We start from the raw sequence: 24,296 nt of genomic DNA on the forward strand, positions 1-24,296 counted from the left end.
ATGGATAGAAAAGTGAAAAAGATATTACAGATATTTATTCTTTTAATAGCGAGTATAGGTTTTGCTCAGCAGGATGTAACTTTTGATAAGGCAAATAAACTCTATAATCAAGACAAGTACCAAGAAGCAATAGATGCGTATAAATCGATTTTGGATGCCGGTCAAGAATCAGCTTCTTTATATTATAACTTAGGTAATGCTAATTATAAATTAAGTAATATTGGACCAAGTATCTATTATTACGAAAAAGCGTTAGAATTATCTCCTGGAGATGAAGATGTTAAGAACAATTTGGCTTTTGCCCAAAATGCTACTATAGATGCTATAGATGTAATTCCTGAAGGTTTTATATCCCGTACAATCAATGGATTTACTAATATGCTTAGTTTTGATGGTTGGGCCTGGATATCTGTAATATGTATGCTACTATTTGTAATACTATTCATTCTCTACTATACCGCTCAGATTTCATCCAGAAAAAGACTATTCTTTATTAGTTCTTGGTTAATATTAGCTGTGGGTTTAATGGGTATCGTATTTGGATTTAGGCAATACGATCTTATCCAAAATAATCAATATGCTATCATATTTGCTCAGGAAACTATTATTAAAAGTGAACCGAATCTTAGAAGTGAAGAAGTATTCGAACTACACGAAGGAACTAAAGTACAGGTTACAGAAACTGTAAATGATTGGAAAAAAATCAAGTTGGCGGATGGAAAAATAGGTTGGATTCCTGCAGCTGATCTTAAGGAGTTATAGGTTTATTTTTTTAAAGGCTGTATCTTACCTATTGTAGTACATCTCCATATCCATTCTAATGGCCCATACCTAAAATAATGTAACCATACCCTACTACCAATGGTTTGCAGGCTTATAAGAACAATAGCTATAATTACAAGGTATGAGACGCGTATTTTTCCTAGATATCCAAGTCCCCATCCAAATAATATAAAAGTTCCGATTATGGATTGAAGGATATAATTGGTAAGAGCCATTCTTCCATAAGGAGCAAAAAAGGACAAGATCTTATTCCCACGATTCTTTTGATATAACAATATAAAACTACACAAGATGATAGCAGTCAGACAGATATTTGACCAGTCATACGCATTTATAGCTATTACATGTAACCAATGTTTAAAATCAACGGGCTGTGGAGATAAAGCAAATACTCCACCTGTAATGATTAGAGCTATAACAAAAAATAAAATAGACCACCTAAGCCAATTCTTTATTTTCGGAATGTATTCCTGTACTTTTTCAAAAAGACTGATTTTACCTAACCAAAGCCCAATTAAAAAATAACCATAGGTTAAGTAGAACCTAGCAAAAAAACCAACCTGAAAATCCATCTTTTGAAGCATTCCGATTCTTGCATTGGCTGAGAAAACTTCTCCAATACTTCCTTCTTTAAGAGTGCGTATATAGGATGTATTGAATTCACTGTTTGCGTCCATAAAAGAAGGTAAACCAAAAGCACTTTCGGATCCAAAAATACTAAATGAAATAAACCTTGGAACACTGACCAGCATTAACCCTGCAACTAATAATATCCATGTATTTTTAATTCGATAAAATGGAATCAAAAAAGGAGCTAATAGAGCATAAATAGTAAGAATATCTCCTTTATAAAATAGATGATGGGTATATCCAATGAGCAACAATAAAAATGACCTCCAAAGAAATCGTTTGGAATAGTTTTTACCTTTATTTGATGTAGATTCCATTTGTATAAAAAAACTAAGCCCGAATAATATGGAGAAAAGGGCAAAGAATTTACCAATAATCAAAAAACCGATAATACCTTGAAAGATTTGATCTAAGATCCCATTGGTTACTTCCATCAATCCATCTGGTGGAGGAGAAGCAATGTATTGTTCGGTCATATGAACTAGTGCAACACCACCTAATGCAAACCCTCTTAGAGCATCAATGATTACTATTCTATGTGAAGGATTCTTTTCCAAACTATAATAAAGATAATACTTTAGTCGGAATGTTACAGGATTAGAAAAGTGACTGATACTAAACTTTGTTTAAAATTCCCAGTCGTTTCACTAATTTTACAATTCATTTAACAAGATTTGAAAGTAATACTGTTATTTTAGCGTTTCTAATTTATATTAAGAGTGTTCACAAAGCTTCAAATTGCAAAGTTTTTAATTGTTTTTGGATTTCTCCTTAACATTGCGAATTACAGCATGGGATTGATAAATTTCTATTCCTGTGATGAAAAAACGTCAATGGTTCTGGAGGAAACAGACAATTCTGAGCAAAAAGAGAAAGAAAGCTCTGAGAAAGAAGATCATAAAGAAAAAGATAAGATTTCTCAATTTTTTGATGATAAAGAATCTGCTCTTGCGGATATTTTTATCAAGTCTTATCCTGATTTTTATACACATAATACATCAGTTTATCTGGAACACAAGACACCACCTCCAGAATTTTTACAGTTTATTTAATACAGCTTTAATTGATTCCACTAAATGCTCTTTGATATTGTTTGAAGAGTCTTTGTGTACTTAAAATTATTATCCAAATTACCTTTTTAATTGTTCTAAAAAACTATTATAGAACGACAACTAAATTATGATATAACTATGAGTGTTTTTAAAAATATGAAAAACGATCTTCCAGCAAGTATTGTTGTGTTTTTCGTTGCATTACCATTATGTTTAGGTATTGCACTTGCCAGTGGAGCCCCTCTTTTTTCGGGATTAATTGCCGGAATTGTTGGAGGAATTGTTGTAGGAGCTATGAGTGGCTCCCAGATTGGGGTAAGTGGCCCTGCTGCAGGGTTAGCTGCAATTGTATTAACTTCGATAGGCGCATTAGGTGGCTTTGAAAACTTTTTGGTAGCCGTAGTATTGGGAGGAGCAATTCAAATCGTTTTTGGAATACTTAAAGCCGGTATTATTGGATATTATTTTCCTTCTTCAGTAATCAAAGGGATGCTTACAGGAATCGGGATTATTATTATTCTAAAACAAATTCCACATTTCTTTGGATATGATAGTGCTACTGAAGGGGATTTTGCATTTTTTCAAACAGATGGAGAGAATACTTTTTCAGGAATCATTAGCGCCCTAAAATCTATAAGCTTAGGTTCTACTTTGGTAGCAGTAGTAGGATTGGGAATTTTAATACTGTGGGATAAAGTATTAGTAAAAAAAGCTAAAGTATTTCAATTGGTTCAGGGACCACTGGTTGCTGTAGTAATAGGTATTGTTTTCTTTGTTATGTCCAAAGGCTCTAGTCTTGAAATATCCGAAGAACACTTGGTGAGTGTGCCTATTCCAGGGGATGTATCCTCATTTTTAGGACAGTTTAGTTTCCCAAATTTTGGTGTGATTTTTAGTCCGGATGTATGGATTACAGCATTTACTATTGCGTTAGTAGCAAGTTTAGAAACTCTTCTTTGTGTAGAGGCAACCGATAAATTGGATCCGGAAAAACGAGTAACACCAACTAATCGTGAGCTACTGGCTCAAGGAACAGGTAATATGATTTCTGGATTTATTGGAGGGCTACCAATTACCCAGGTAATTGTACGTAGTTCGGCGAATATTCAATCTGGAGGTAAAACAAAAATGTCTGCGATTGTTCATGGATTCTTTTTATTGATTTCAGTGATATTGATTCCAAGATTGCTCAATATGATACCATTATCTGTATTGGCAGCTGTATTATTTGTTGTTGGATATAAATTAGCAAAACCTTCAACCTTTAAAGCAATGTGGGCATCCGGGCGTAAGCAATTTGTACCTTTTATGGTTACAATATTGGGTATCGTTTTTATTGATTTATTATATGGGATTGGATTAGGACTTTTGGTAGGTATTGTAGTAATCTTGTTTAAAAGCTATAAAAACTCACATTTCTTACACATAGAAGATGTTAGCAATGGTGTTCACAAGGTAAATATGACCTTGGCAGAAGAAGTGACGTTTTTTAACAAAGGAGCTATCTTAAAAGAGCTTGATCGTTTACCAGAAGATACCTATCTTACATTAGATGTTAGAAATACGCGATACCTGGATAATGATATTATTGAGATATTAGAAGATTTCTCTGAAAAAGCAAAGAATAGAAATATTGATATTAAGTTGATTTCTGAAAGGGGAGAGATAGAAAACCCTGATAGTTATATTGAATTTTTTAGGCTAAGACCTAAAACCACATAAACTAAAATAGACAAAAAAATATGAAAGCGCATACTAAAGAAACTCAGGCGGCGATTACTCCGCAAACAGCACTGCAATTGCTTAAAGAAGGGAATGAAAGATTTACTAAAAAAAACATGGCTGATAGAAATCTTCTGGAACAAGTGGGAGATACCAAAAGTGGTCAATTTCCGTTTGCTACAATTTTAAGCTGTATCGACTCTAGAGTATCTTCAGAATTAATTTTTGATCAGGGAATAGGAGATATTTTTAGTGCACGAGTGGCTGGTAATTTTGTGAACGAAGATATTTTAGGAAGCATGGAGTTTGCTTGTAAATTAGCAGGAACAAAATTAGTGCTTGTATTAGGGCATACTAGCTGTGGAGCGGTAAAAGGCGCTTGTGATGACGCCAAAATGGGTAATTTAACAGCTTTATTGAGTAAAATCAAACCCGCAGTAGAAGCTGTCAGTGAACCAGCAGATGCTGCTCAAAGAAACTCTAAGAATATTGATTTTGTAAACCAAGTGGCTGTAAAGAATGTTTTATTTACCATAGATAACATCAGAAAAGACAGTGAAGTTCTAAAAGAGATGGAGGATAATAAAGAGATCATCATTATGGGAGGTATGTATGATATCTCTGATGGGAGTGTGACCTTTTTTGAAGGATAACAAACTCCTAAATTTTTGCTAAAAAAGCCGATGTTATTGCTACATCGGCTTTTTTATGGTTTTTTTTGATAGCTTTACTATCATTGTTATAAATCCAAACAATCATATCTTATGAAAGGATTTTTTAAGAATTTAAGAGGAGATGCCTTTGGTGGTCTGACTGCAGGAATTGTAGCTCTACCGTTAGCTTTGGCATTTGGTGTGTCTTCGGGTTTAGGACCAAGTGCTGGATTATATGGGGCTATTTTTATTAGCTTTTTTGCAGCATTGTTCGGAGGAACAAATACCCAGATATCAGGTCCTACAGCTCCAATGACAGCGGTAAGCATGTTAGTGATTGCTGGATTGATCGGAGCGAATAACGGAGATGTAGAAAAAGCCTTACCTGCAATTTTGACTATTTTTCTTTTAGCCGGACTAATGCAAATTGGATTGGGTGCTATTGGTATAGGAAAGTATATCAGATATATCCCGTATCCTGTAGTATCAGGATTTATGACAGCCATAGGAGTAATGATCCTAATCACACAGTTTTTACCGGCTTTAGGGTATTACCCCAAAGAAGATGAAGCATTTGTAGAAAAGTTTAAACCACAATCAGAAGAAGTAATCCTTGATAAAATCCTAAAACAAGAAGCAGGAGAAGGAATTTTGGTACTTGAAGATTTTAAGGAAACGATAAGAAGAGCTGAAAAAATTACAGAAGAAGAAATTCATCTTGAAGCAGTTGCATTGGCAGGAAGTGAAGCATCTGGTGTTTTAGGATCTCTTAAAAGCCTTCCTAGAGCATTATCAAATATTAACTATTTGGAGCTTATTCTTTGCTTGACTACGATTGTAATTATTTATGGATTTAAAAGAATCACTACAGCAGTTCCAAGTACTTTGGTATCATTATTAATAGTATCTGGAGTTGCTTTTGGCTTTGGATTGGATTATAGGCCTATTGAAAAAATCCCAAGTGGTTTTCCGGAGATAAATTTTTCTATATTTTCTAATTTTAGTTTAGGAGCTATTACACCATATTTCTTTACTGCATTATCGTTATCTTTTTTAGGAGCTATAGATTCATTATTAACTTCTGTAGTAGCAGATAATATGACCAAAACCAAACATAATCCTAACAAGGAATTAGTGGGGCAGGGAATTGGGAATAGTATAGCTGCAGTTTTTGGAGGAATACCCGGAGCCGGTGCAACTATAAGAACTGTGGTTAATATTAATGCTGGTGGTAAAACCAAATTATCAGGAATGATTGCTGGGGTTCTATTGTTAATTATATTATTGGCATTAGGTCCGGTGGCGTCACAAATTCCGGCAGCAGTTCTTGCAGGGATTTTAATTACTGTCGGTATTGGAGTTATGGATTACAAAGGATTAAAAGCTATACCAAGTATGCCTTGGGTTGAAGTAGCAATTATGCTGATAGTACTGTTTTTATCTGTTTTTTGGGATTTGGTATATGCTGTAGGTATAGGATTGGTGCTAGCTTCCCTAATGTTTATGAAAAAGATGGGGGATGTAACTGCAAGGGAATCTAAGGTAGAATCCTTAAGCGGTGCAGAAAATAACAATAAAGAAAAGTTGTGGAAAGATGAGATCAGTTTCCCAAAAGAACTAAAAGAAGAAATATTTATCAAACATCTTAACGGCCCAGTGTTCTTTGGAGCTACCAGTGAGTTACAACAACTAGCTAATCAGATACCAGAAACTGCTACTCATGTAATATTACGTATGGATCGGGTGCCATATATGGATCAATCCGGAGTATATACATTGGAGGAAATTATTTTAGGTTTAGAACAAAGAAGAATAAAGACCCATATCGTAGGGATACAAAGGCAACCATTATATCTAGTAAAAAACATAGATATTATACCTGATCTTATCCCCGAAGATTTTGTGTTTGATAATTTTGACGATTGTATTTCTTATCTGAAAGAAGTTGTAGAAGATACAGTATAAGCCTAAAATATTATTTATTTTTCTTCTTCAGATGTTTCGGTACTTTCCGTCGAAGCTTCTTTTAATATACTGGGTAACACTGCTGGGGCCAATGTTCTTACTGGAGTATAAAGAATCGAAGAGTTCAAGGTTTCCTGTTTGATAAAAGTCACTTTTTGATTTACTGCGTCTACAAACATTAATACCACACTGGCTATAAAAGCAAACTTCAAAACACCAAAAACTGCACCTAATAATTTATTTACAATCCCTAAAGCAGCATAATCTGCAATTTTGGTCAGTAATTTTCCAGCTAATGATATTAAAATTACCACAAGTAGGAAAGTAATTGCAAAAGCAGCTAGTTTCATCACACCTTCCTGCCAATCAACATATTGCTGTAAATATTCACCGATAATATGAGAAAAGTGAATTGCTATATAAATTCCTGCAACCAGAGCAATTAAAGAAGCTAAAGAGACGAATAAGCCTTTCATAAATCCTCTTACTAGTCCCCAAAGCAATAGGATTCCTAAAATAATATCAATGTAGTTCATCTATATGTATATGTTGTACCAAATATAATTGATTTATCCCTTATACATTGTGTCGTTGTGTGCCGTATTAGTTTATCAACCTCATAACTTCTTTTACTTCTATATCAGTTTGATCAATAATATCTTGAATTTTATACTCTGTTTCTATATTTGGAATTACCCCAGTATCAGGTTGTTTTTCTGTACTGAAACCACCCATAACCGGAAAGTCTATTTCTATACCTGAATTAGGGAGCGTTAAAAAAACTATTTGCCCTCCATTAATATCGTTCAAATTTCCACCGGTTTCTTGTCCAATGACCATACCGATATTTTGATATTTGAATCTATAGGCTGTATAAAACGCCAATGAGGTATTTGCTGCACTTGTCAATAAATATGATTTTCCTTTAAAGACCTTTTTATTACTTTTTTTTCGTCCTGAGGAAAAGTTTTCTTTAAACACATAATAACCATTTATAGGCTTCTTGTTTTCAGGCTCCAAATTAAAATACCAAGGACTATCCCCCCAAGTTCTAATATGAGGTTTTAAAGACTCGGGAAAATTTACATATCGTGTTCTTCCTTCTCTTTCAAAATTGTAATTATCATTAGCAAGATAATTAAATAGCTCTTCGGCCATTTCATCATTTCCACCAGTATTTTCTCGAATATCAATTATCAAGTGATCGATTTTTTGTTTGTCAATTTGTTTGAACGCATTCGCTAAAAATGTTTTATAATCAATTGTCATTGCTTTCCAACCATTAAGACCAAACGAATTCAAGGTAAGTATTGCAACATTATCAGAAAGTACTTTAAAGCTCCACATATCATCTCTCGACTTTGGGAATGTTTCATAATGTTCAGTCAGAATCTTAAATCTTCCCTCTCTTGTCAAGGTAGAGACTAGAACAGACTTAACATCTTCTTGATTAGGTTGTTGAATTTCTAATGAAATTTTTTGATTGGTGAGAGGATATAACAGCGGGTAGAAAATGTCAAAAGCATTATATCTAAAATCGTAACCGTTTACTTGGGTTTTGTAAATACGGTTTTTATCGGTTGCTCCGTCAGCACCAATGTATTTGAGTATTTCATTACGGATTTCAGTAACAGGAACCTGATTGATTGAGAGTACCTTTGTACCTCGCTGTAGCAATTCATTTTTTGAAGCATTTTGGAGAATAACCATCTCCTCTCCAACCCAACGAAAGGTAAATGGAACTTTATCTGCTTGATAATGGATAATAGAATTAATGACTTTTCCTTGATTGTTGAAACCAGGCTTGGTATGGTCGCATTTTAATTGTGCGGTAAGTTTAGAAATTGCCAAATATGCCTCTTGATATGTAATGGGACTACTAAACTTGTCTTTTAATTCTTCCAATGCACTTAAAATTTGATCTTTGCTATTATATCGATATGTTCCCGGATGAACATTAAGAACCATTGTTTTAATGAACTCAAAATCTTTTTTAAGTCCTTGTATATCAATTTTACCTAATGTGCTTATATCAATGATTTGCTCTCTATTCCATTTGTGATGAGATATTTGATTAGCCTGATCTCCTTCTAGTGTTAATGTCCTGTTTTGTGTATTCTCCCAGGTGGGTTTTTTGTCATTGTTGAATAACACAAATTTAAACTCCAGTTCCTTTTCAGAAGCAGGAAAATTGATGTCAATCGTGTAGGCTTTACCTTCTTTTTTTAGGACAATGGATTTTGACCAATCGAGTGGTGGTATATTTCCTCTTATTCCCACTTTTTGATTTGTAATTTGGGGTAAATCCTCTACGGTAAAAGTTACCGTAGTTTGACTATACCCAAAAACATTTGCTAATAATATTGTTAGAAGGTAAAATAATACATTTCTCATTTTTATTACTTTTTGGAACAATTCTTTGCTAGCATTAGTTATTCCATCAATTTCTATTTAAAATTATAGTTATCAATATTTTTCTAAAGGCGCTAGAATTTTATCTGTAATTTTTTTTCTTGCATCACGATGATTGCGCATATCCTTCAAGATTTCTTTCTGAATTTTTTCAAATGTTTCTAACTCGTTTATTATGGTATGAGGGTTGTAATTAATTTTGACTGGAACCTGTTCCGCGCCAAAAACTCTATCAGAAAGTAGAGCCCACCAATTTTCGCGAGCTATTTCAATTTTCATCAAACTTATAGTTTCCTGAAGTCTTTTAAAGGCTCCTTTTTTTCCATAGAGTAACCCTTTTTTATCCATATACTCTTTTGCGTACGTAATTTGAATCTCTACCTTACCTGAGATGGATTGCTCAGGGATTAAAATACTAGTGGTTAGTTCTTGACCGTCATAAGTCCAACTTTTGAATGATTTGTTCTCTGAATACTTATATTCTTCTTCATTTACTTTAACTATAGCAGGAGGGAAACTTATTGGTAATTTAAGTTCATAGCTTCTGGATTCTGGCATACCTTGATAACTTCCTTTAGGCGGTTCAATAGTTATCGTTTTTAGGTTTTCATTTTCGGATTGAGTAATCTTTGTCAATGAAAAGGAATTTGATTTATAATTTTCATTTTCTCCTTGATCTTCATATAAATTAAACGAACCTTTTTCTCCGGGAAATACCTTTAATACTAGATGATTTGGTATTTCTTGTAGATTAGATATTTTTGGATACATAGGTATAATAGAGCCTTCTTTTACATAAAGCGGTAATTCTTTTAATGTATAATTTTTCTTGACAACTTTTCCTCCTTCAATTCTTTGTCCGGTAGACCACTGATACCATGTTCCTTTAGGCAACCACACTTCTTGCTCCACAATTAAATCATCTCCAACAGGTTCATAGATTGGTGAAAAAAGCATTTGGTCTCCATACATATATTGATATTTGAATGTATAGGCATTCTCATTTTTTGAATGTTCGTAGTACATTGGTCTGCAGAGCGATATACCATCATCATACGTTTTTCTGGCCATTGTATATGTGTAAGGTGCTAAAGCATACCTAAGATTAATAAGTTCACGCATGTGTTGAAGTTCATTAGGATACATCCAAAATCTTCGCTCTATTGAAGATATTTTAGCGCTATGCGTCCTCAGGATAGGGCTGAAAATCCCAAATTGCAGCCAACGCGTATATAACTCAGCATCGCTATCCAGATCACCAGAGGCATGTCCGCCTATATCGTGACTCCAATAGCCATATCCTACATTAGATGCAGTATGAGTAAAATAAGGTTGATATTTTAGGGACTCCCACGAAATTTTATAATCACCAGAAAACCCTATTTGATAACGGTGGTTACCTAAGCCCCCCCAACGATGAAAAAGTAAAGGGCGTTTACTTGTTCTATCTGCCATACTAGAAAAAAAAGTGTAGTTTAACCACCAAGTATTGTTTAAGTCTTTCACAACTTTACTGGTAGGGTACTGTTGCCAATCCAGCCACCAAAAATCTACTCCCCAATCTTCATAAGGTTTCAATATTGTATTAAAATAGGTCTCGGCCCATTTTTTTTCTGCCATTTTATAAGGAATCCACTCTTTATTAGAGGTGTCGAATTCGTAATTCTTGGCAAATTCTTCATATTGCGATTCTAAAGCCGCTATACCAGAAGCCGGGTGAAGGTTGAGAGCAGTCTTTAGCTTTTCTTTATTGGTCCATTCAATAAATTTTTTAGGTTCCGGAAATAAAGCTTTATTCCAGGTATAACCTGTCCATCCCAGCAATTCTCCAAAAGGATCTTTTTTAGGATTCTTAATATTTTTTAACCCTCCGTGAGTAAGATGCCAATCCATATCTATAATCAAGACATCGATTGGTATATCATATCTTCTGAAGTCAGCTAGCAGTTCTTTAAATTCTCTATCAGAATAAGCCCAGTAACGAGACCACCAATATCCGAATGCATATCGAGGCGGTAAAGGGATTTTTCCGGCAATTGTGGTATAATTTTTTAGTGCTTTTTTAAAGTCATATCCATAGGCAAAAAAATACCAATCTTGTTCAGAGGCATTTTTTGTTTCTGAAACCCAATTCCATTCAGAATTGTCAAAGTGAAAATTAGAAGAGTCATCTAATACATACCATCCATCTCGTGAAATAATACCATCTTCAAGAGCAATTGGCTCTCCATCCCATGTATTACCTCCATCACAACCATCTAAAGTACGGGTTGTTCCGAAAAGGTTTCCACTATTTTTCATACCTGGTGTCCAAGTCAATTCTTTTTCATTTATAGCAAATGAAACTTTAATATTAGATTCAGAAAACTGTCCAGAACCCTTTTTATAACGAAGTTCAATTATATGAGTCTTTATGACTAACCATTCATTTTCATGTGCAACATTAAATTTTGGAACTTCAGTATGCCGATTAATTATAGTAAAAGAAGCTCTATCTTCGAATTTTTTCTCATTATCCCACTCCATTCTTATAACACCTGGAGTTAATACTGTAAAACGAGCTTTATCAGAAATGACTACGGCACTAGTATTGGCTTTTGGATCTTGAAAAGAAAAAGCTTTGATATGTATTAGGATTAGTATCAAAATAAGTGGAAAACTCTTCAGGGTCATAATATTTTATTATTTTTTTAGATGAATAGTTTTATTTAGCTCAGCACTTTTCCTTGCAGCATCTAGAATTTCAACAACAATCATATTATTATCTAGCGCATTTAAATCATACGCTTCAAGTTGTACGTTATTTTTAACAACCGCAGCCAAAAGTGCGAAGGGATCGTCAAAGGGTGCTTCTCTTTCTTCTAATTTCATAGCTTGTTCATCAAATCCATCATAACCTTCTGAAATACGCATGCGTAAGTCATGTCTATTATCTGCATAGATGACACCTTTTACACCATAAATTTCCATATCTTTTCTACCAATAGGCCAGTTCCAGGAACCTTGTATAACAGCTACAGTCTTATCGTATTGTAATAAGATTATGGATTCATCATTAACTTTTGGATTGTTTTCTGGTTGTAACTGCTGCGAGATTGCTGTTACACTATTCGGTCGTTTCCCATTCATAAACCAAGTTAATAAATTAGCACCATAGCAACCAAAATCTATTTCGGCTCCACCACCATTTTGAACAGGATCTGTTAGCCAATCTAAAAATTCTTTATTTACCCCAATCTTTTTAGGACCTTTGTGACCGTCGTGTACCATTATTTTTCTAATATCGCCAATGGCGTTTTGTTTTTTAGCTAGCTCATACGCTTTATGGGTGGTTGGATACCAGGTGGTTTCGTAATTGGTTAGCAAATGAATATTATGTTTTTTTGCTAATTCTTTCATTTTTACGGCGTGTTCCATATTGACTGCCAGCGGTTTCTCAACCATTACATGAATTCCCTTGGGTGCTGCTGCCTGTACTACTTCTAAATGCTCGAATATGGTTCCAAAAGCAGTTACTGCCTCTGGCTTGGTTTTAGCTAACATTTCTTCAATAGAATTATAAACAAGAGTCATCGAGAATTTGTATTGATCGGCATATTGCCGGGCCAGTTCTGTATTAGGTTCTACGATTCCAACAATTTTTATATCACCTCTTGGTTCACTGCCAAAAATCCAATGAACATGGGTATGGGTAAGACCAACTACACCTACCTTTAATGGTTCTTTTTGACTATAAACTTTTGTAATTAATAACTGTGTTAATAAGATAAACAGAATTTTATATTGCATCATTATTTGATTTTTATGTAGCTCAACTGTTATACCCAGTCTTCTTTTTTTATTAAACTTTTAATTGTCATTTCAATCCAATCATATTCATTCAAATGACTTAACTTATTGATCAATTTTTCCGGTATTCCTTTTCTGCCAATTAATGATCCAGCTATTTGGCCTGCAATGGTGCAATTCGAATCTGTATCTCCTCCAATTTTAATTAACTGAGAATACATTTCTTCAATTCCGATTTCTTGAATTTTATTGGCGACTGCAATTGCTAACGGAACAGAATTTACAACATATCCATCATTTCCCAGACTCCCAATTTCCTTCTAAGATTTCTCTTATTACTTAATTCAAATTACGTTCTTTTAGTAATTCTTCTAGATTCTTATCTTTTTTAGAATTATTTACCAGTTTATAAATTAAAAATATTGGAATTAACATTGGAATTATTCCTAAAGCATTTGGTTTGCTAACCAATGCTGCAATTCCAATGAAGAATATTCCTGCAAGAAATCCAATCAATGTTGCATTTACTATTTTCCTCTTTTTCAATTTCTTTTTTTCAAATAGCAACTCTTCGTTAGTCAATTCAGACAGTTTATTTTTTTTCATTAATGATTTTTTATAAAGTTTCTGTCTCAGCATTAAAGTTAACAGTTTTGTGTATGATTAGTCGGGAGAAAGTGCGCAGGTACTTTCTGTTGTTGCTAAAGATAATTAATGCAAGTGAATTTCTGATTGGAAAATTCCGCCGTAATTAATTATACACCGTGTTATCTCTTGTTTTTCTTTAATCATTAATAATCTCCAATAGTGCGTCTCGTGTTTTTTTTAATTCGTCAATCTCCTTTTCTATAATTTGAAGTTTACTCCTAAAAATCTTGCTTTTATCAATGCACTTATTTGGGTTTGCATCTTTTTGGTCGAGTAGCTCCTTAATTTCTTTTAACTTGAATGAAAAGCGTTGAAGATACTTTATTATTTGAATCCGTTTCACATTTTCTTCGCTATAATCCTTGTAATCATTCCACTCGAATGGCCGAGTAATATTCGTTAGCATTTCCTTTCCTTCGTAGAAACGAATCGTGTCTCTCGACACTCCAGTCTGCTTAGATAATTCGCCAATTTTCATTTTCCCACATTTTTATTTGACCATTGACTATAGTCCACTGTTTATATTTGTCCAAAATAATAATTAAAATGGATATTATGAATACAAAGGACACAAATGCAAGAAGAAATCGTCTAAGGTTTATTTGGGTAATACCGATTTTATTATTGATTGTTACTGCTATCCCAAAAGTAATTGGATTAGAATTTATGGTTATCAATATGCAAAAAGCCAATATGGGTCATATGACATTTTATATTGGTGTAATTGAGCTTATTTGTGCGATTGTATTCCTGATACCAAAAACAAGAAAATTAGGCTTTCTTTTATGCGTTGCTTACATAGGTGGTATAATGTCAGCACAATGGATTGGAAAATCATTTAATATGGGATTAATAATGCAAATTTTACTTTGGATTGGAATGTATTTTGAAGATTCAAATTTGTTCCGATTAAGTGATTCCAAATTTTGACTTGTTGCTTTATGTAATTGAATTCTCAGATATCACTTGAAATGAGAGATAACGACTCGTATAAGAAGCATAGGACAGGTAGTGAGCTATACGTTTCAGATCGGTACTAAGCCAAATATAAATATTTCACTTTTATCTTTTTTCTCATAAACGCCAAATTTTATAGTTGGCGACTTTGGAAATAAACAAAGATCTTTTGGTTAAACATAAAACCCCAATGTTTTCTTATATATAGTTATACATAGGCCATACTACTTTTTTAATTATTAAAGCCAGCCATAGTATATATATACTAAAAAAACAGTGTCAATAAATCCGTGAACAGCAATATTGAACCACAAATCGCTTTTGCGTATATGAAAAATTACAGCCAAAAGCATACCTGTAATACCTGATAAAATTTGTCCACTTATTCCTTGATATGCGTGTATCCATCCAAAAATAAACCCAAATAGTAGAATGTTAATAGCAAGACTAATTTTACTTGATCCAAAAAACTTAGTAAATTGTCTCATTAAGTACCCTCTAAATACAATTTCTTCACCGAACGCAGCTGAAGTCCAAATAAGAATAAGTAAACTTAGAGTAGCAGGCAAGTTTCCTTTATAAATTTCGAATTCAGAAAAATTTATCGGTTGCCCTGTAAGATAGGTAACACTTGGCATCATCACATAGCCATAAAACAAAAAGATAGCTATACCTAATAGTGGCGCTAAGATTAATAGATTCTTTATATTTATTCCTTTACGCTGAAAACCTAAGGAACTAAAAAGTTCTTTTTTGTATTCTATAGCGCTTGCGATTAATAATATTAAAGTCGCTATAATTATTTGAAAATATCCGGATAGGTATAAAATATAACAAAGAACTATAGCGATTACTGGAGTCAATTTTGTAGTTAAAAAGTTTTTATTCATTTTTTTATCGTTTTTTATTTTAAGCGAAGTAATAACGATAAAGCAAGATAAGCGGAGATATACAGCTCGTTTTTACCGAATGGTATCAAAATAATAGCTGAATAATCATTGGATTTTATAGCTTACCCTTAAACCAGTTCATAAATTCTTGTTTTTTATATCTACTGATATTTATATGAAAAGCTTTTTTGTTGTTAATAGTAGGTTTAAGTAGTACAGATAATTTTCCATTTTCTATCGATTGTACTTGATCAATGGAGCGGACATGAAGAATGGTTTGTCTATTTGCTCGATAAAAGTTTTGTTCACTAATTTTACTTTCAATGTCATTTAAAGTGAAATTTGTAATAATTGTAGTACCATCAGTTTTTACAATATAAACTATTTTATTTTCACTATATATAAAGGCAATTTCCAGGTGTTTGACTAAGGTTATTTTACCTCCTTGTTCGACTTTAAGTATCCCTTTTATGGAGAGAAGTTTGTGAAGTTTATAAATATCAATTGAAAATAAAAGAGCAATTCCCAGTGTACATATTAGTAGGGAGACTGAAAGTCCTGTTAGTAAATTATAAATACTGTATGATTTAATTCCATTTATCAAACCATTCAAACTATAATATAAAAAGATATATAGTATAGTAATATATCCTAATGTTGAAAACAGAAAACGTAATAGTATTTCCGGGTTAATTTTTTTAGTGAAGTATTTGTTTTCAAAATATTTGAAATTAAAGCGAGCGATAAGAATTATTATAATTCCCGTAATTATTGATACAACAATTGGAAATAGAGGAAATTTGTAGTTTTTATTAAATGGGAAATTTTCAGGCTCAAAAAGATGGTTTGATAAAATAGATATTATTAGAAGTATAAAGCCATTTCTAACCCAAAAATTAGAAAAATTAATCTTATTTTTAATCGAGTTGATTATTATATTCATTCTAACCTTAATTATTTTCTAAGTGATTTTTGAGCTGTTCGTTTAATATATGTGTTGTAGCAGAGCAAAATGTTACCCTGTTTTTCGATTTTCCTGCCTACCTGGCGGATGGCAGGCAGCTCTGCACAGTGATTGCTAACTTTTCTTTATTGCGAGCGCTGGGCCTTACCAAAAATACAAGAACCTTTCGATTAATCACTTAACTGCTATTATCACACATATGTTGTTGTACAACGTTTTTTATGCGGAAACTCCTAAATCAATCGGATTCCAATTCTCAATTTCAATTCCGTAACTAGTAAACCCTTTTTTCTCAATATAATTGATTTCCCATTTATTTAATTCCGTTGGGTCTTGAGGAATATTTATAAAACTAATATCCAAATCTTTTTCAATGGAAATACTTGAATGATCAGAGTCAAGTTTTCTTATTTGTTCATTTAAGAAACTTTGTAATGAGCCAATTAATTCAGGATATTTACTTTCAATTAATAGGATAAGTTGTTTTTGTTTGTCATTAATTCCATCAACATTATTGTAAATATAAAATTCTACTAATTCAGTTATAGAATTTATTTTAAGGTCAACATTCCAATAAGATTCATCAATTCTGTTAGACTTTTTAAATGTTAGAGTTCCAAGAGTATCATCCGTTATTTTTTTTCGTTTAGTTTTAAAAATATTCAGCATACTTTCTTGATTTTTGATATGTTGTACAATGGTTTGTGTATGATTAGTTGCGGGATGGTTCGTAAGAAACATTCCGCTGTTGACTAAGATAATTAATGCGCGTGAATTTCCATTGAGGAAATTCCGCAGCAATTAATTATACACGTTGTTGGCAATAGTTTATTAATTCAAGTTTTTTCGTAATGCTTCGGTCATTTCTTTAGGTCGATCAACCCATGGCATGTGCCCAGCATTTCTTATACTGGTCATTTTTATTCTTGGCACTTCTTGGGTCCATTTTTTATACAATCCATTTCCGAAGTCCAGCCAGTCATGATCTCCAATTATAATACTTATGGGATACTTATGCTTTTTGAATGCCGAAAAGTAATTCCATCCATTTTCCGGATAGGTTTTAGCTGTTAAATCGTAAACTTCACCTTTATATAATGCTTTCCCATTATTTAATTCGGTCCATTTAGAAATATCGTATAACATCAATTTTCCGAAGCTAATTCTCGACTTTATCGTTCTTTCTCTTGAATTTAAAAGAGAGTCTGCTCTATTTAGACTATATTTTTCAAGTTCTTTTCGTATTTCAATTCTGTTTTGAAATTCTTTATTTGCTAAGAATTGTTGATGCTGAATTTCTTTATCCTCCTCAGGAAATGGCTCTTTCAGGTGAGCTGGGCTAAGTAAAACAAGTTTTTCTATATGTTCGGGATATTTTGAAGCGTATGCAGAAGCCAAAACTGCTCCCATTGAATGTCCTGCAATTATCATCTTATCCAGATTTAGTTCCTTTCTTAATAATTCTAAATCGTTAATATGGTTTTCGAAGGAAATTTGGGAATCTGGAAATGGCGATCTCAATGAACCTCTCTGCTCATAAAAAATAAACCTAAATTTATCTTGAAGTCCGCTTATTGCTTTTACTAGTCCGCTATGTTCTGCTCCCCAACCTCCATGAAGCATAATTACTGGTTCAGTTCCAGTGCCGACTTCTCTTACATAAATCTGAGGGTCATTTTCCCAGTCACCAGTAGATAGAAACCATTGGTTTATTATCTTTTCGTTTGATTCTTTTTGTGCATGACCTTGTCCAAAGGTTGTTATAACGATCAATATAAAAATCGTCAAATTAATTTGTTTGATTCCAGGTTTGAATTTCATCTTATAAAGATTTTATTTTAAAGATGATATTCTGAGAAGTTTGTTACACTTAAAATTATTGCCAACAACGTGTATGGCTTGTTGCGGAATTTTCCGAAGGAACATTCCGATGAAACACTAAAGTAGCAAAATCGCAATAAATTCCGATTAGGAATTCAGCCGCAATGAGCTATACACGGTGTTGGGGGTAGTTATTTAGAATTTAACATAGTGTTTTTTTTATGGTGTTGATGCAGAATAATTATTTATTGAATGCTTTATCAGCAATTGTTGGGTCACCTTCGTATATTTTTATTTCTTTGATTATGCCTTCTTTAATTATGTAATCTATAACGCGGCTAAATTCAAACTTTTCATCATTTCTTATTGCAGATTCCTTAGCAATTAGAATAGCTCTTTCTTGTCCTTCAAGCCACTCTACTTGTTCATCTAAATTATAAGTGTTATTCGTTAATTGTAGCATTTTACCAAAGGATGCGAAAAAAGGTTCTCTTCCATTGGTAATACCAGATATTTCATTATTTCCATTCATTGTTAGTTTAACGTTCTCATCTAAAAGGCTTTTTGCTGTAGCGATATCCCCGCTATATGCTGCGTTTAAGTACTTTTTTGCGATTTCGATATTTTTCATCTTGTATAGTTTTATGATTTCTATGTAACAAATCTAGATAAAGCACTATTGTCAAAAAAGGGTAAAATGAGACTTTATATAGTCATAAATTCCTCTCGATAGGCTGAAGGTGTTTTTCCTATATTTTTCTTGAAATATTTTCCAAAAGTAGAAGGGTCAGGAAAGTTTAATTCATAGGCTATTTGATTAATAGTCGCATTCCTGTCTTGAAGTAGAATTTTTGCTTCAAGAATTAGCAAATCCTGAAGAAATTGGCTTGCTGTCTTTCCAGTAACTTTTTTAATAACTTTGGTAAGCTGCTTGGTTGTTGTGTTTAGTTTTTCTGCGTAGTAGGTTACATCTCTTTTTACTTTTATGTTACGTGCCGCAAGATGCTTGAATTTATATGCTAATGGATTTTGGTGGGTTTTAGAATTACTTATCGCTCTTTTTGTATGGAATTCATCTAGTATCTCACATAAAATGGCTGTTTGCAAGCGAATAAACTCATTTTTATTTTTATAATCGGACTCAATAAAATTCTTCAGCGTATCAAAAATAGATTCGATAGAATTTTTTTCAGAATCATTTAAGTGAAAAATATGTAAATCTGCTTCTTCAAAATAAGGAACATTAAGTAGTTTGTTATTAGTAGATAATACACTACTTAAAAAATCGCTTGTAAAGAAAATAGTATAGTTTATTACAGGCTTATACGTCCTTGTCCATTTTCTAATAACATTTGGCCCCATAGTGATTAATGATGGCGCATCAATGGTGTGATTGGTTAAACCAGTAGTTAATACAAATTGTCCTTCTTTTAAGTAACCAATGCCAAAAGTTTCTGTTCTGTATGGTTCTTCAAATAATTCATTATCATTGATAAATTCTTTTAAAAAAAAATTCTTTTCTTCAAATTCTGGTTTTACTTGTTGTTTGAATTTATCAATATTATGTCTAATTATTTCTTGCATTCATTCTAATATAATGAGTCTTAAATTACCACTAACGTTAAGTATAAGAAACTTAGGGCAGGAGATAAGCACTATCGTTTTCGGTTTTAAACTTTGCTAAATATAAATATTTTGCTTTTACTCTTCTTATGAGTACATATTTTAATTTAGCGACTTTATAAATACAGACCTTTTGGTAAACCTCATTTATACTGTGTTTTTATATGTTGTGTGTGGTCGTTTTTAATCTCCTAAAAGTGTTTTTAATTCCTTTTGAAATTGAAGGTTATTAGAAATACTGTCATGCCCCTCACCTTCTAGAAGTATTAAGTCATCTTCTGGTTTAAAAAGTTTTTTGAGTTCTAAAGAAGAACTGTATTGGTTAATCTTATCGTTAGTGCCATGAAAAATTAAAACTGGCATTTTACATTTTTGAATAAATTGATTATTGTTAAAGCCATATTTGTTTAAAATAGATAATGGAAAAAACTTACTTAATAATTTAACGTTTTGAGATATCGCTTCATTGAAATTATAAAAAGGCGCTTTCAGTATTAATAGTTTTGGATTATTAGTCGAAGCTAATTTAGCAGCCATTGCCGCACCAAGAGAATATCCCACAACAATGATGTCTTCTTCAGCATAAGTCTTTTTCAACTCATCATATAACATTTGATTATCTTCATATAATTGCTGCTCACTTGTTATATCTCCTCCACTTTTTCCAAAGCCTCTATAATCCATCATGAATACATTATAGCCTAGTTGTATGTATACATCTGCTCCCTCTGCAAGAGATGCCAATGAGCCTCCAGAACCATGAAGATAAAACACTAGACCTTTAGGATTATCTACTCTAAACAAGAGACTGTTTAAAGTAAAATCGTCAGTTGTTTTAAAATTTAATTCCTCAAAATTTCCATTAAAATGGAATTTATGATCTGCAGCAAGCTTAGTTGGGGTGAAAAAATGTTTTTCTTGAGTAAAATAGAATCCAGCACAATTAATTAAATATAGAGTTATAAAAACAGTACTTATGATTTTAAATATTCTTATTTTTTTTCTTTTCAATTGGTTGGTTTTTAATGACGCACAACATTTAGTATATGAAAAGTAGCGAACTTATAGATGTTTACTTATCGGAAAGAAAGATATTAAATTGAACACAAAAACGGTTCAGGGGTCGCACTTAAATTATTGTTTTTATATACATTGTTGTGCTTAGTACTTATTTGATTTTCTTGTTTTCTTATAGTGCTTTATCATTTTTCCGAAATCTTTGTCCTTTTTACGTTTTTCAACCACAGTTGATTCAAAGTGTTCTTTTTCTCGTTCCATTTTTAAATAGTTTTCGAAATATGATTTCTCTATCTGTCCATTTTCTATCGCTAATTGAACTGCACAATCACTTTCTGAGATGTGGGTGCAATCTGAAAACCTACAATTTTGTGTCAAGTCATATATTTTTTCGAATGTACTTTCTAGTCCATCTGAACTATCGGTGATACGAACTTCACGCATTCCTGGATTGTCAATAAGTATAGCGCCATGCACCATTGAAATTAATTCGCGATGTGTTGTAACGTGTTTACCTCTATCAATACTTTTGCTAATAGTGGCTGTTTTCATTCTATTTTCTCCAATCAAGCTGTTAATCAGGGATGATTTTCCCACGCCCGATGAACCAAGAAGACAATATGTTTTTCCTTTATAAAGAAGTTTTTTCAACACATCTATACCTTGTTTCGTTTCATTACTCACATGAACAAGTTGGATATTTTTAACTCTGATTTTTATTTTATTGAGCAAATTATTCAAGTTCTGCTCGTCCATTAAGTCCGTTTTGGTTATAACAATTATAGGCTCAATCTTGGAAGTGTAGCAAAGAGTTAAATATCGTTCTAATCGGTTAATGTTAAAATCTCTATTTACCGATTGCAAAACTAATCCGTAATCGATATTGCTAGCAATTATTTGCAATTCACCAAACTTATTAACGGCTTGTCTTGAAAGGGTTGATAATCTGGGTAAAATGCTATGAATAACAACAAAATCAGATTCATAATTTATTAAAGAAACCCAATCTCCAACTGCTGGAAAATCTTTACGACTTTTCGCAGAAAATCTTAAATTCCCAGTAATCTCTGCTTCAAATTCACCTTTTTCATTCTTCACAATATATCTTCCCTTATGTTCAGCGATTACACGACCAATTTCAAAGTCCTCAAGATTGTTATCTATTCTTAATTTTTCGAAATAATCATTATATCCTAAATCTTGAATTGTCATATTTTTTGGGTATTCCTAATTTATTTTCTTAATTTAATTACTTTGGTTTTTTCGTTAACTAGTGTATCAAATCGATTCAATTCTTCCTGGTTTTTGATTTCATAGTGCATTGGAATGGCAATTTTTGGTCTAATTTTATTTACAATCTTAGCAGCCTCTTCCGCGTTCATCGTTAAGTTATCTCCTCCAATTGGAACCAAAGCAACATCAATACCACTTAGTCGTTCCATTTCAGAAATATAGTCTGTATCTCCTGCATGGTAAATTTTTAAGCCATTTTTTGATGTAATCACATAGCCCACGTTTTCTTTCGATTTAGAGTGGGCTTTAATCCATAAAAAAACCGACTTTGTATTGTATGCCAAAGTTGTCTCAATACCAATTTTTTCAAATTGTAATTGCTCCTTAGGTTTTACAATTTGGATTTGGTTTTTGACATCTCTTATTTTATTTAAAGCTCCTTTTGAACAAATAATTATTGTTTCATCTTTTAAAAGGTTCTTAATATCCTTTAAAGAGAAATGGTCTGGATGAGCATGAGTTATCAAAATATAATCTGCCTGCTCTGCATTCTCAATTCCTACAGGGTCGATGTAAATAACCTTATCATCAATTTTCAGCTGAAAACTTGATGGAAAAAAATGTGATTTATTCACTTTGATAGCTCCCCAAGTTGTTAAAGTTATATTTTCTCCAATAGTTACTTTTTGAGGTATTGGATTTCTTTTTTCGCTTATTTTTACTTTTACCATGGTACAGCCTTGATTAATTAATAAAGCCAAGCAGAGTATTAAAAAATGTAATCTGTTTGTCTGCATTTGTAATAGAATATTTTTACAAAATTAAATATCCTAAATGTCAAACTTTAGACGGTTCCGTCTAATCGGATTCTTTTTTTGAATTTTGGAAAAGAAGTACCATTTTCCGAATATCTGAGAAATATTCTTTTAGCCAATCACGGTTTAAAGTCTCATAGGTAATTTGAAGATAAAAATTTTCCAAACTAAGATGCAATACCATTTTAGCTAGCGGGCTATTTCCTGATAAAGAAATTATATTTTTCCATACTGGTAATAGTCCTTTAATTGAGAATTGATTTATTTGAGATAAACATTGTTTAAACGCTTGATTGTCCCTATGAATTCTTAATTGACGATTAAATAGTAAGTCAATTTTATGTTCGATAATAATGGATATTAATTCTTCCTCGGTCTTTGCATTTGATTCTTTTGCAGAAATATTTTTTGCTTGTCTTAAATGAAATTCCAATAAACACTCCGTAAAAACCTCTAAATCAGCAAACAAGTGGTAAAATGAAGACTTGTTCTTCCCAATTTTTTTAGATAATCTTTCCACTTTAAGTCCTTTTGGACCTTCATAAGCAAAACACTTATAACCTGTTTCTAACCATATTTTTTCTATTTCTCGCATTATAAACAAAGAAAGGGTCTAGCTGATTTATAATAAGTGAATGCGGCTTTTGTATTAACCACAACGATAAATATAACAAACGTTGCTGACCCAAAGGGCAGCTATGTTTTGTTATATAGTGTTATCTACTTTTTTTATTATTTCAGCTCGAATCACACTTGATCTATTCATCGAATTTTGAGCATCCCTCATAGTTCTGTATTTACGAATGCGAGTAAACTCAATATTACCATAGAATCTATTTGTAATGCGAACTACAATTTCTTTTTTCGAAGTTTTTCTTCTTCTAAGATTTTTAACTTCTTCGAATTCTGATAAACCTTTACCAGTTTTTCTCCAACGTTTATTCCCAATTCTTTTCAGATATGGTCTTAGATGCTTTGACCATTCACCACTTCGGAAGTTCCCTTTATGATATGTTTTGTTCAGATTATTCATTTCAAATATTTCATAAATTCAATTCCTCCAATTCTTTTATCTGTCAAAATATCTAATATTAGTTCACCTTCTTTTTTATCGTGTAGAGTTATATTTTGTTCAAATTGCCATTCAGAATCAGGTTGATTAGCATTTTTAGGGGCCACAAAATATCCATAAGCTCTACTTTCCCAATAGATTTGAGTACAATTTCGTATAGATTGTATAATCTCAACTTCTTCAGGAATTTGTTTTTCAGCTATTTCAGCAAGCCATTCGGAATTATATTTTTCCCATTTAATTTTCATCG

At 32.4% G+C, this 24,296-nt stretch carries 26 protein-coding genes; 6 read left to right on the plus strand and 20 right to left on the minus strand.

Annotated elements, in window-relative coordinates:
* Positions 1-12: 12 nt before the first annotated feature.
* Positions 13-762 (plus strand): SH3 domain-containing protein, encoded by a 750-nt coding sequence (locus J8M14_RS08905; protein WP_348772836.1) that lies wholly within the window; start codon positions 13-15, stop codon positions 760-762.
* A 2-nt stretch (positions 763-764) separates the two neighbouring features.
* On the opposite strand, the gene J8M14_RS08910 is transcribed toward J8M14_RS08905, so the two are convergent.
* The gene (locus tag J8M14_RS08910; RefSeq protein ID WP_211074237.1) at positions 765-1,970 is read right to left on the minus strand and encodes a DUF418 domain-containing protein; all 1,206 of its coding nucleotides are present in this window, start codon (positions 1,968-1,970) and stop codon (positions 765-767) included.
* A 234-nt stretch (positions 1,971-2,204) separates the two neighbouring features.
* On the opposite strand from J8M14_RS08910, the gene J8M14_RS08915 reads away from it, so the two are divergent.
* From J8M14_RS08915 to J8M14_RS08930, 4 genes are all read left to right on the plus strand, one after another.
* Positions 2,205-2,465, plus strand: coding sequence for a hypothetical protein (locus J8M14_RS08915; protein WP_211074238.1), 261 nt, complete (start codon positions 2,205-2,207; stop codon positions 2,463-2,465).
* A 156-nt stretch (positions 2,466-2,621) separates the two neighbouring features.
* A complete protein-coding gene (locus J8M14_RS08920) occupies positions 2,622-4,187 on the plus strand; it encodes a SulP family inorganic anion transporter (RefSeq protein WP_247672593.1) in 1,566 nt (521 codons plus the stop codon).
* 20 nt (positions 4,188-4,207) lie between these two features.
* Positions 4,208-4,840: a carbonic anhydrase family protein gene (locus tag J8M14_RS08925; RefSeq protein WP_211074240.1), complete on the plus strand. Its 633-nt coding sequence runs from the start codon at positions 4,208-4,210 to the stop codon at positions 4,838-4,840.
* Positions 4,841-4,951: 111 nt separating this feature from the next.
* A complete protein-coding gene (locus J8M14_RS08930; RefSeq protein WP_211074241.1) occupies positions 4,952-6,805 on the plus strand; it encodes a SulP family inorganic anion transporter in 1,854 nt (617 codons plus the stop codon).
* A 14-nt stretch (positions 6,806-6,819) separates the two neighbouring features.
* On the opposite strand, the gene J8M14_RS08935 is transcribed toward J8M14_RS08930, so the two are convergent.
* From J8M14_RS08935 to J8M14_RS08965, 7 genes are all read right to left on the minus strand, one after another.
* On the minus strand, positions 6,820-7,341 hold the full coding sequence (locus tag J8M14_RS08935) for a CvpA family protein (protein ID WP_211074242.1): 522 nt from the start codon (positions 7,339-7,341) through the stop codon (positions 6,820-6,822).
* A gap of 67 nt (positions 7,342-7,408) precedes the next feature.
* Positions 7,409-9,199, minus strand: coding sequence for a S41 family peptidase (locus J8M14_RS08940; RefSeq protein ID WP_211074243.1), 1,791 nt, complete (start codon positions 9,197-9,199; stop codon positions 7,409-7,411).
* A gap of 72 nt (positions 9,200-9,271) precedes the next feature.
* Positions 9,272-11,890, minus strand: coding sequence for a glycoside hydrolase family 31 protein (locus J8M14_RS08945; protein ID WP_211074244.1), 2,619 nt, complete (start codon positions 11,888-11,890; stop codon positions 9,272-9,274).
* A gap of 9 nt (positions 11,891-11,899) precedes the next feature.
* Positions 11,900-13,009, minus strand: a complete 1,110-nt coding sequence (locus tag J8M14_RS08950) for a Gfo/Idh/MocA family oxidoreductase (protein ID WP_247672594.1) — start codon at positions 13,007-13,009, stop codon at positions 11,900-11,902.
* Positions 13,010-13,035: 26 nt separating this feature from the next.
* Entirely contained in the window at positions 13,036-13,320 is a 285-nt protein-coding gene (locus J8M14_RS08955) for an ADP-ribosylglycohydrolase family protein (RefSeq protein ID WP_211074289.1), read from the minus strand.
* A 25-nt stretch (positions 13,321-13,345) separates the two neighbouring features.
* A complete protein-coding gene (locus J8M14_RS08960) occupies positions 13,346-13,612 on the minus strand; it encodes a hypothetical protein (protein WP_211074245.1) in 267 nt (88 codons plus the stop codon).
* A 178-nt stretch (positions 13,613-13,790) separates the two neighbouring features.
* Positions 13,791-14,132, minus strand: a complete 342-nt coding sequence (locus tag J8M14_RS08965; RefSeq protein WP_211074246.1) for a MerR family transcriptional regulator — start codon at positions 14,130-14,132, stop codon at positions 13,791-13,793.
* Positions 14,133-14,209: 77 nt separating this feature from the next.
* Here J8M14_RS08965 and J8M14_RS08970 point away from each other — a divergent pair, with 77 nt between their 5' ends.
* Positions 14,210-14,584: a hypothetical protein gene (locus J8M14_RS08970; RefSeq protein WP_211074247.1), complete on the plus strand. Its 375-nt coding sequence runs from the start codon at positions 14,210-14,212 to the stop codon at positions 14,582-14,584.
* A gap of 266 nt (positions 14,585-14,850) precedes the next feature.
* On the opposite strand, the gene J8M14_RS08975 is transcribed toward J8M14_RS08970, so the two are convergent.
* From J8M14_RS08975 to J8M14_RS09030, 12 genes are all read right to left on the minus strand, one after another.
* On the minus strand, positions 14,851-15,501 hold the full coding sequence (locus J8M14_RS08975) for a CPBP family intramembrane glutamic endopeptidase (protein ID WP_211074248.1): 651 nt from the start codon (positions 15,499-15,501) through the stop codon (positions 14,851-14,853).
* A 115-nt stretch (positions 15,502-15,616) separates the two neighbouring features.
* Entirely contained in the window at positions 15,617-16,444 is an 828-nt protein-coding gene (locus J8M14_RS08980; RefSeq protein WP_211074249.1) for a LytTR family DNA-binding domain-containing protein, read from the minus strand.
* 240 nt (positions 16,445-16,684) lie between these two features.
* The gene (locus tag J8M14_RS08985; RefSeq protein ID WP_211074250.1) at positions 16,685-17,206 is read right to left on the minus strand and encodes a hypothetical protein; all 522 of its coding nucleotides are present in this window, start codon (positions 17,204-17,206) and stop codon (positions 16,685-16,687) included.
* Between the two features lie 90 nt (positions 17,207-17,296).
* Entirely contained in the window at positions 17,297-18,286 is a 990-nt protein-coding gene (locus tag J8M14_RS08990) for an alpha/beta hydrolase (protein WP_211074251.1), read from the minus strand.
* A 241-nt stretch (positions 18,287-18,527) separates the two neighbouring features.
* Positions 18,528-18,917 (minus strand): hypothetical protein, encoded by a 390-nt coding sequence (locus tag J8M14_RS08995; protein ID WP_211074252.1) that lies wholly within the window; start codon positions 18,915-18,917, stop codon positions 18,528-18,530.
* 74 nt (positions 18,918-18,991) lie between these two features.
* Positions 18,992-19,870: a helix-turn-helix domain-containing protein gene (locus J8M14_RS09000; RefSeq protein ID WP_211074253.1), complete on the minus strand. Its 879-nt coding sequence runs from the start codon at positions 19,868-19,870 to the stop codon at positions 18,992-18,994.
* 222 nt (positions 19,871-20,092) lie between these two features.
* The gene (locus J8M14_RS09005) at positions 20,093-20,920 is read right to left on the minus strand and encodes an alpha/beta fold hydrolase (RefSeq protein ID WP_247672595.1); all 828 of its coding nucleotides are present in this window, start codon (positions 20,918-20,920) and stop codon (positions 20,093-20,095) included.
* A gap of 150 nt (positions 20,921-21,070) precedes the next feature.
* The gene (gene rsgA / locus J8M14_RS09010) at positions 21,071-22,138 is read right to left on the minus strand and encodes a ribosome small subunit-dependent GTPase A (protein WP_211074254.1); all 1,068 of its coding nucleotides are present in this window, start codon (positions 22,136-22,138) and stop codon (positions 21,071-21,073) included.
* A gap of 20 nt (positions 22,139-22,158) precedes the next feature.
* On the minus strand, positions 22,159-22,956 hold the full coding sequence (locus J8M14_RS09015) for an MBL fold metallo-hydrolase (RefSeq protein WP_211074255.1): 798 nt from the start codon (positions 22,954-22,956) through the stop codon (positions 22,159-22,161).
* Between the two features lie 61 nt (positions 22,957-23,017).
* Positions 23,018-23,569, minus strand: a complete 552-nt coding sequence (locus J8M14_RS09020; RefSeq protein ID WP_211074256.1) for a TetR/AcrR family transcriptional regulator — start codon at positions 23,567-23,569, stop codon at positions 23,018-23,020.
* A gap of 111 nt (positions 23,570-23,680) precedes the next feature.
* The gene (locus J8M14_RS09025; protein ID WP_211074257.1) at positions 23,681-24,007 is read right to left on the minus strand and encodes a hypothetical protein; all 327 of its coding nucleotides are present in this window, start codon (positions 24,005-24,007) and stop codon (positions 23,681-23,683) included.
* A partial coding sequence (locus tag J8M14_RS09030) for a hypothetical protein (RefSeq protein WP_211074258.1) occupies positions 24,004-24,296 on the minus strand: 293 nt, incomplete at its 5' end. The genes J8M14_RS09025 and J8M14_RS09030, both read right to left, overlap by 4 nt.

It is taken from the genome of Aquimarina sp. MMG016, from assembly GCF_018100805.1.
Classification (GTDB): domain Bacteria; phylum Bacteroidota; class Bacteroidia; order Flavobacteriales; family Flavobacteriaceae; genus Aquimarina.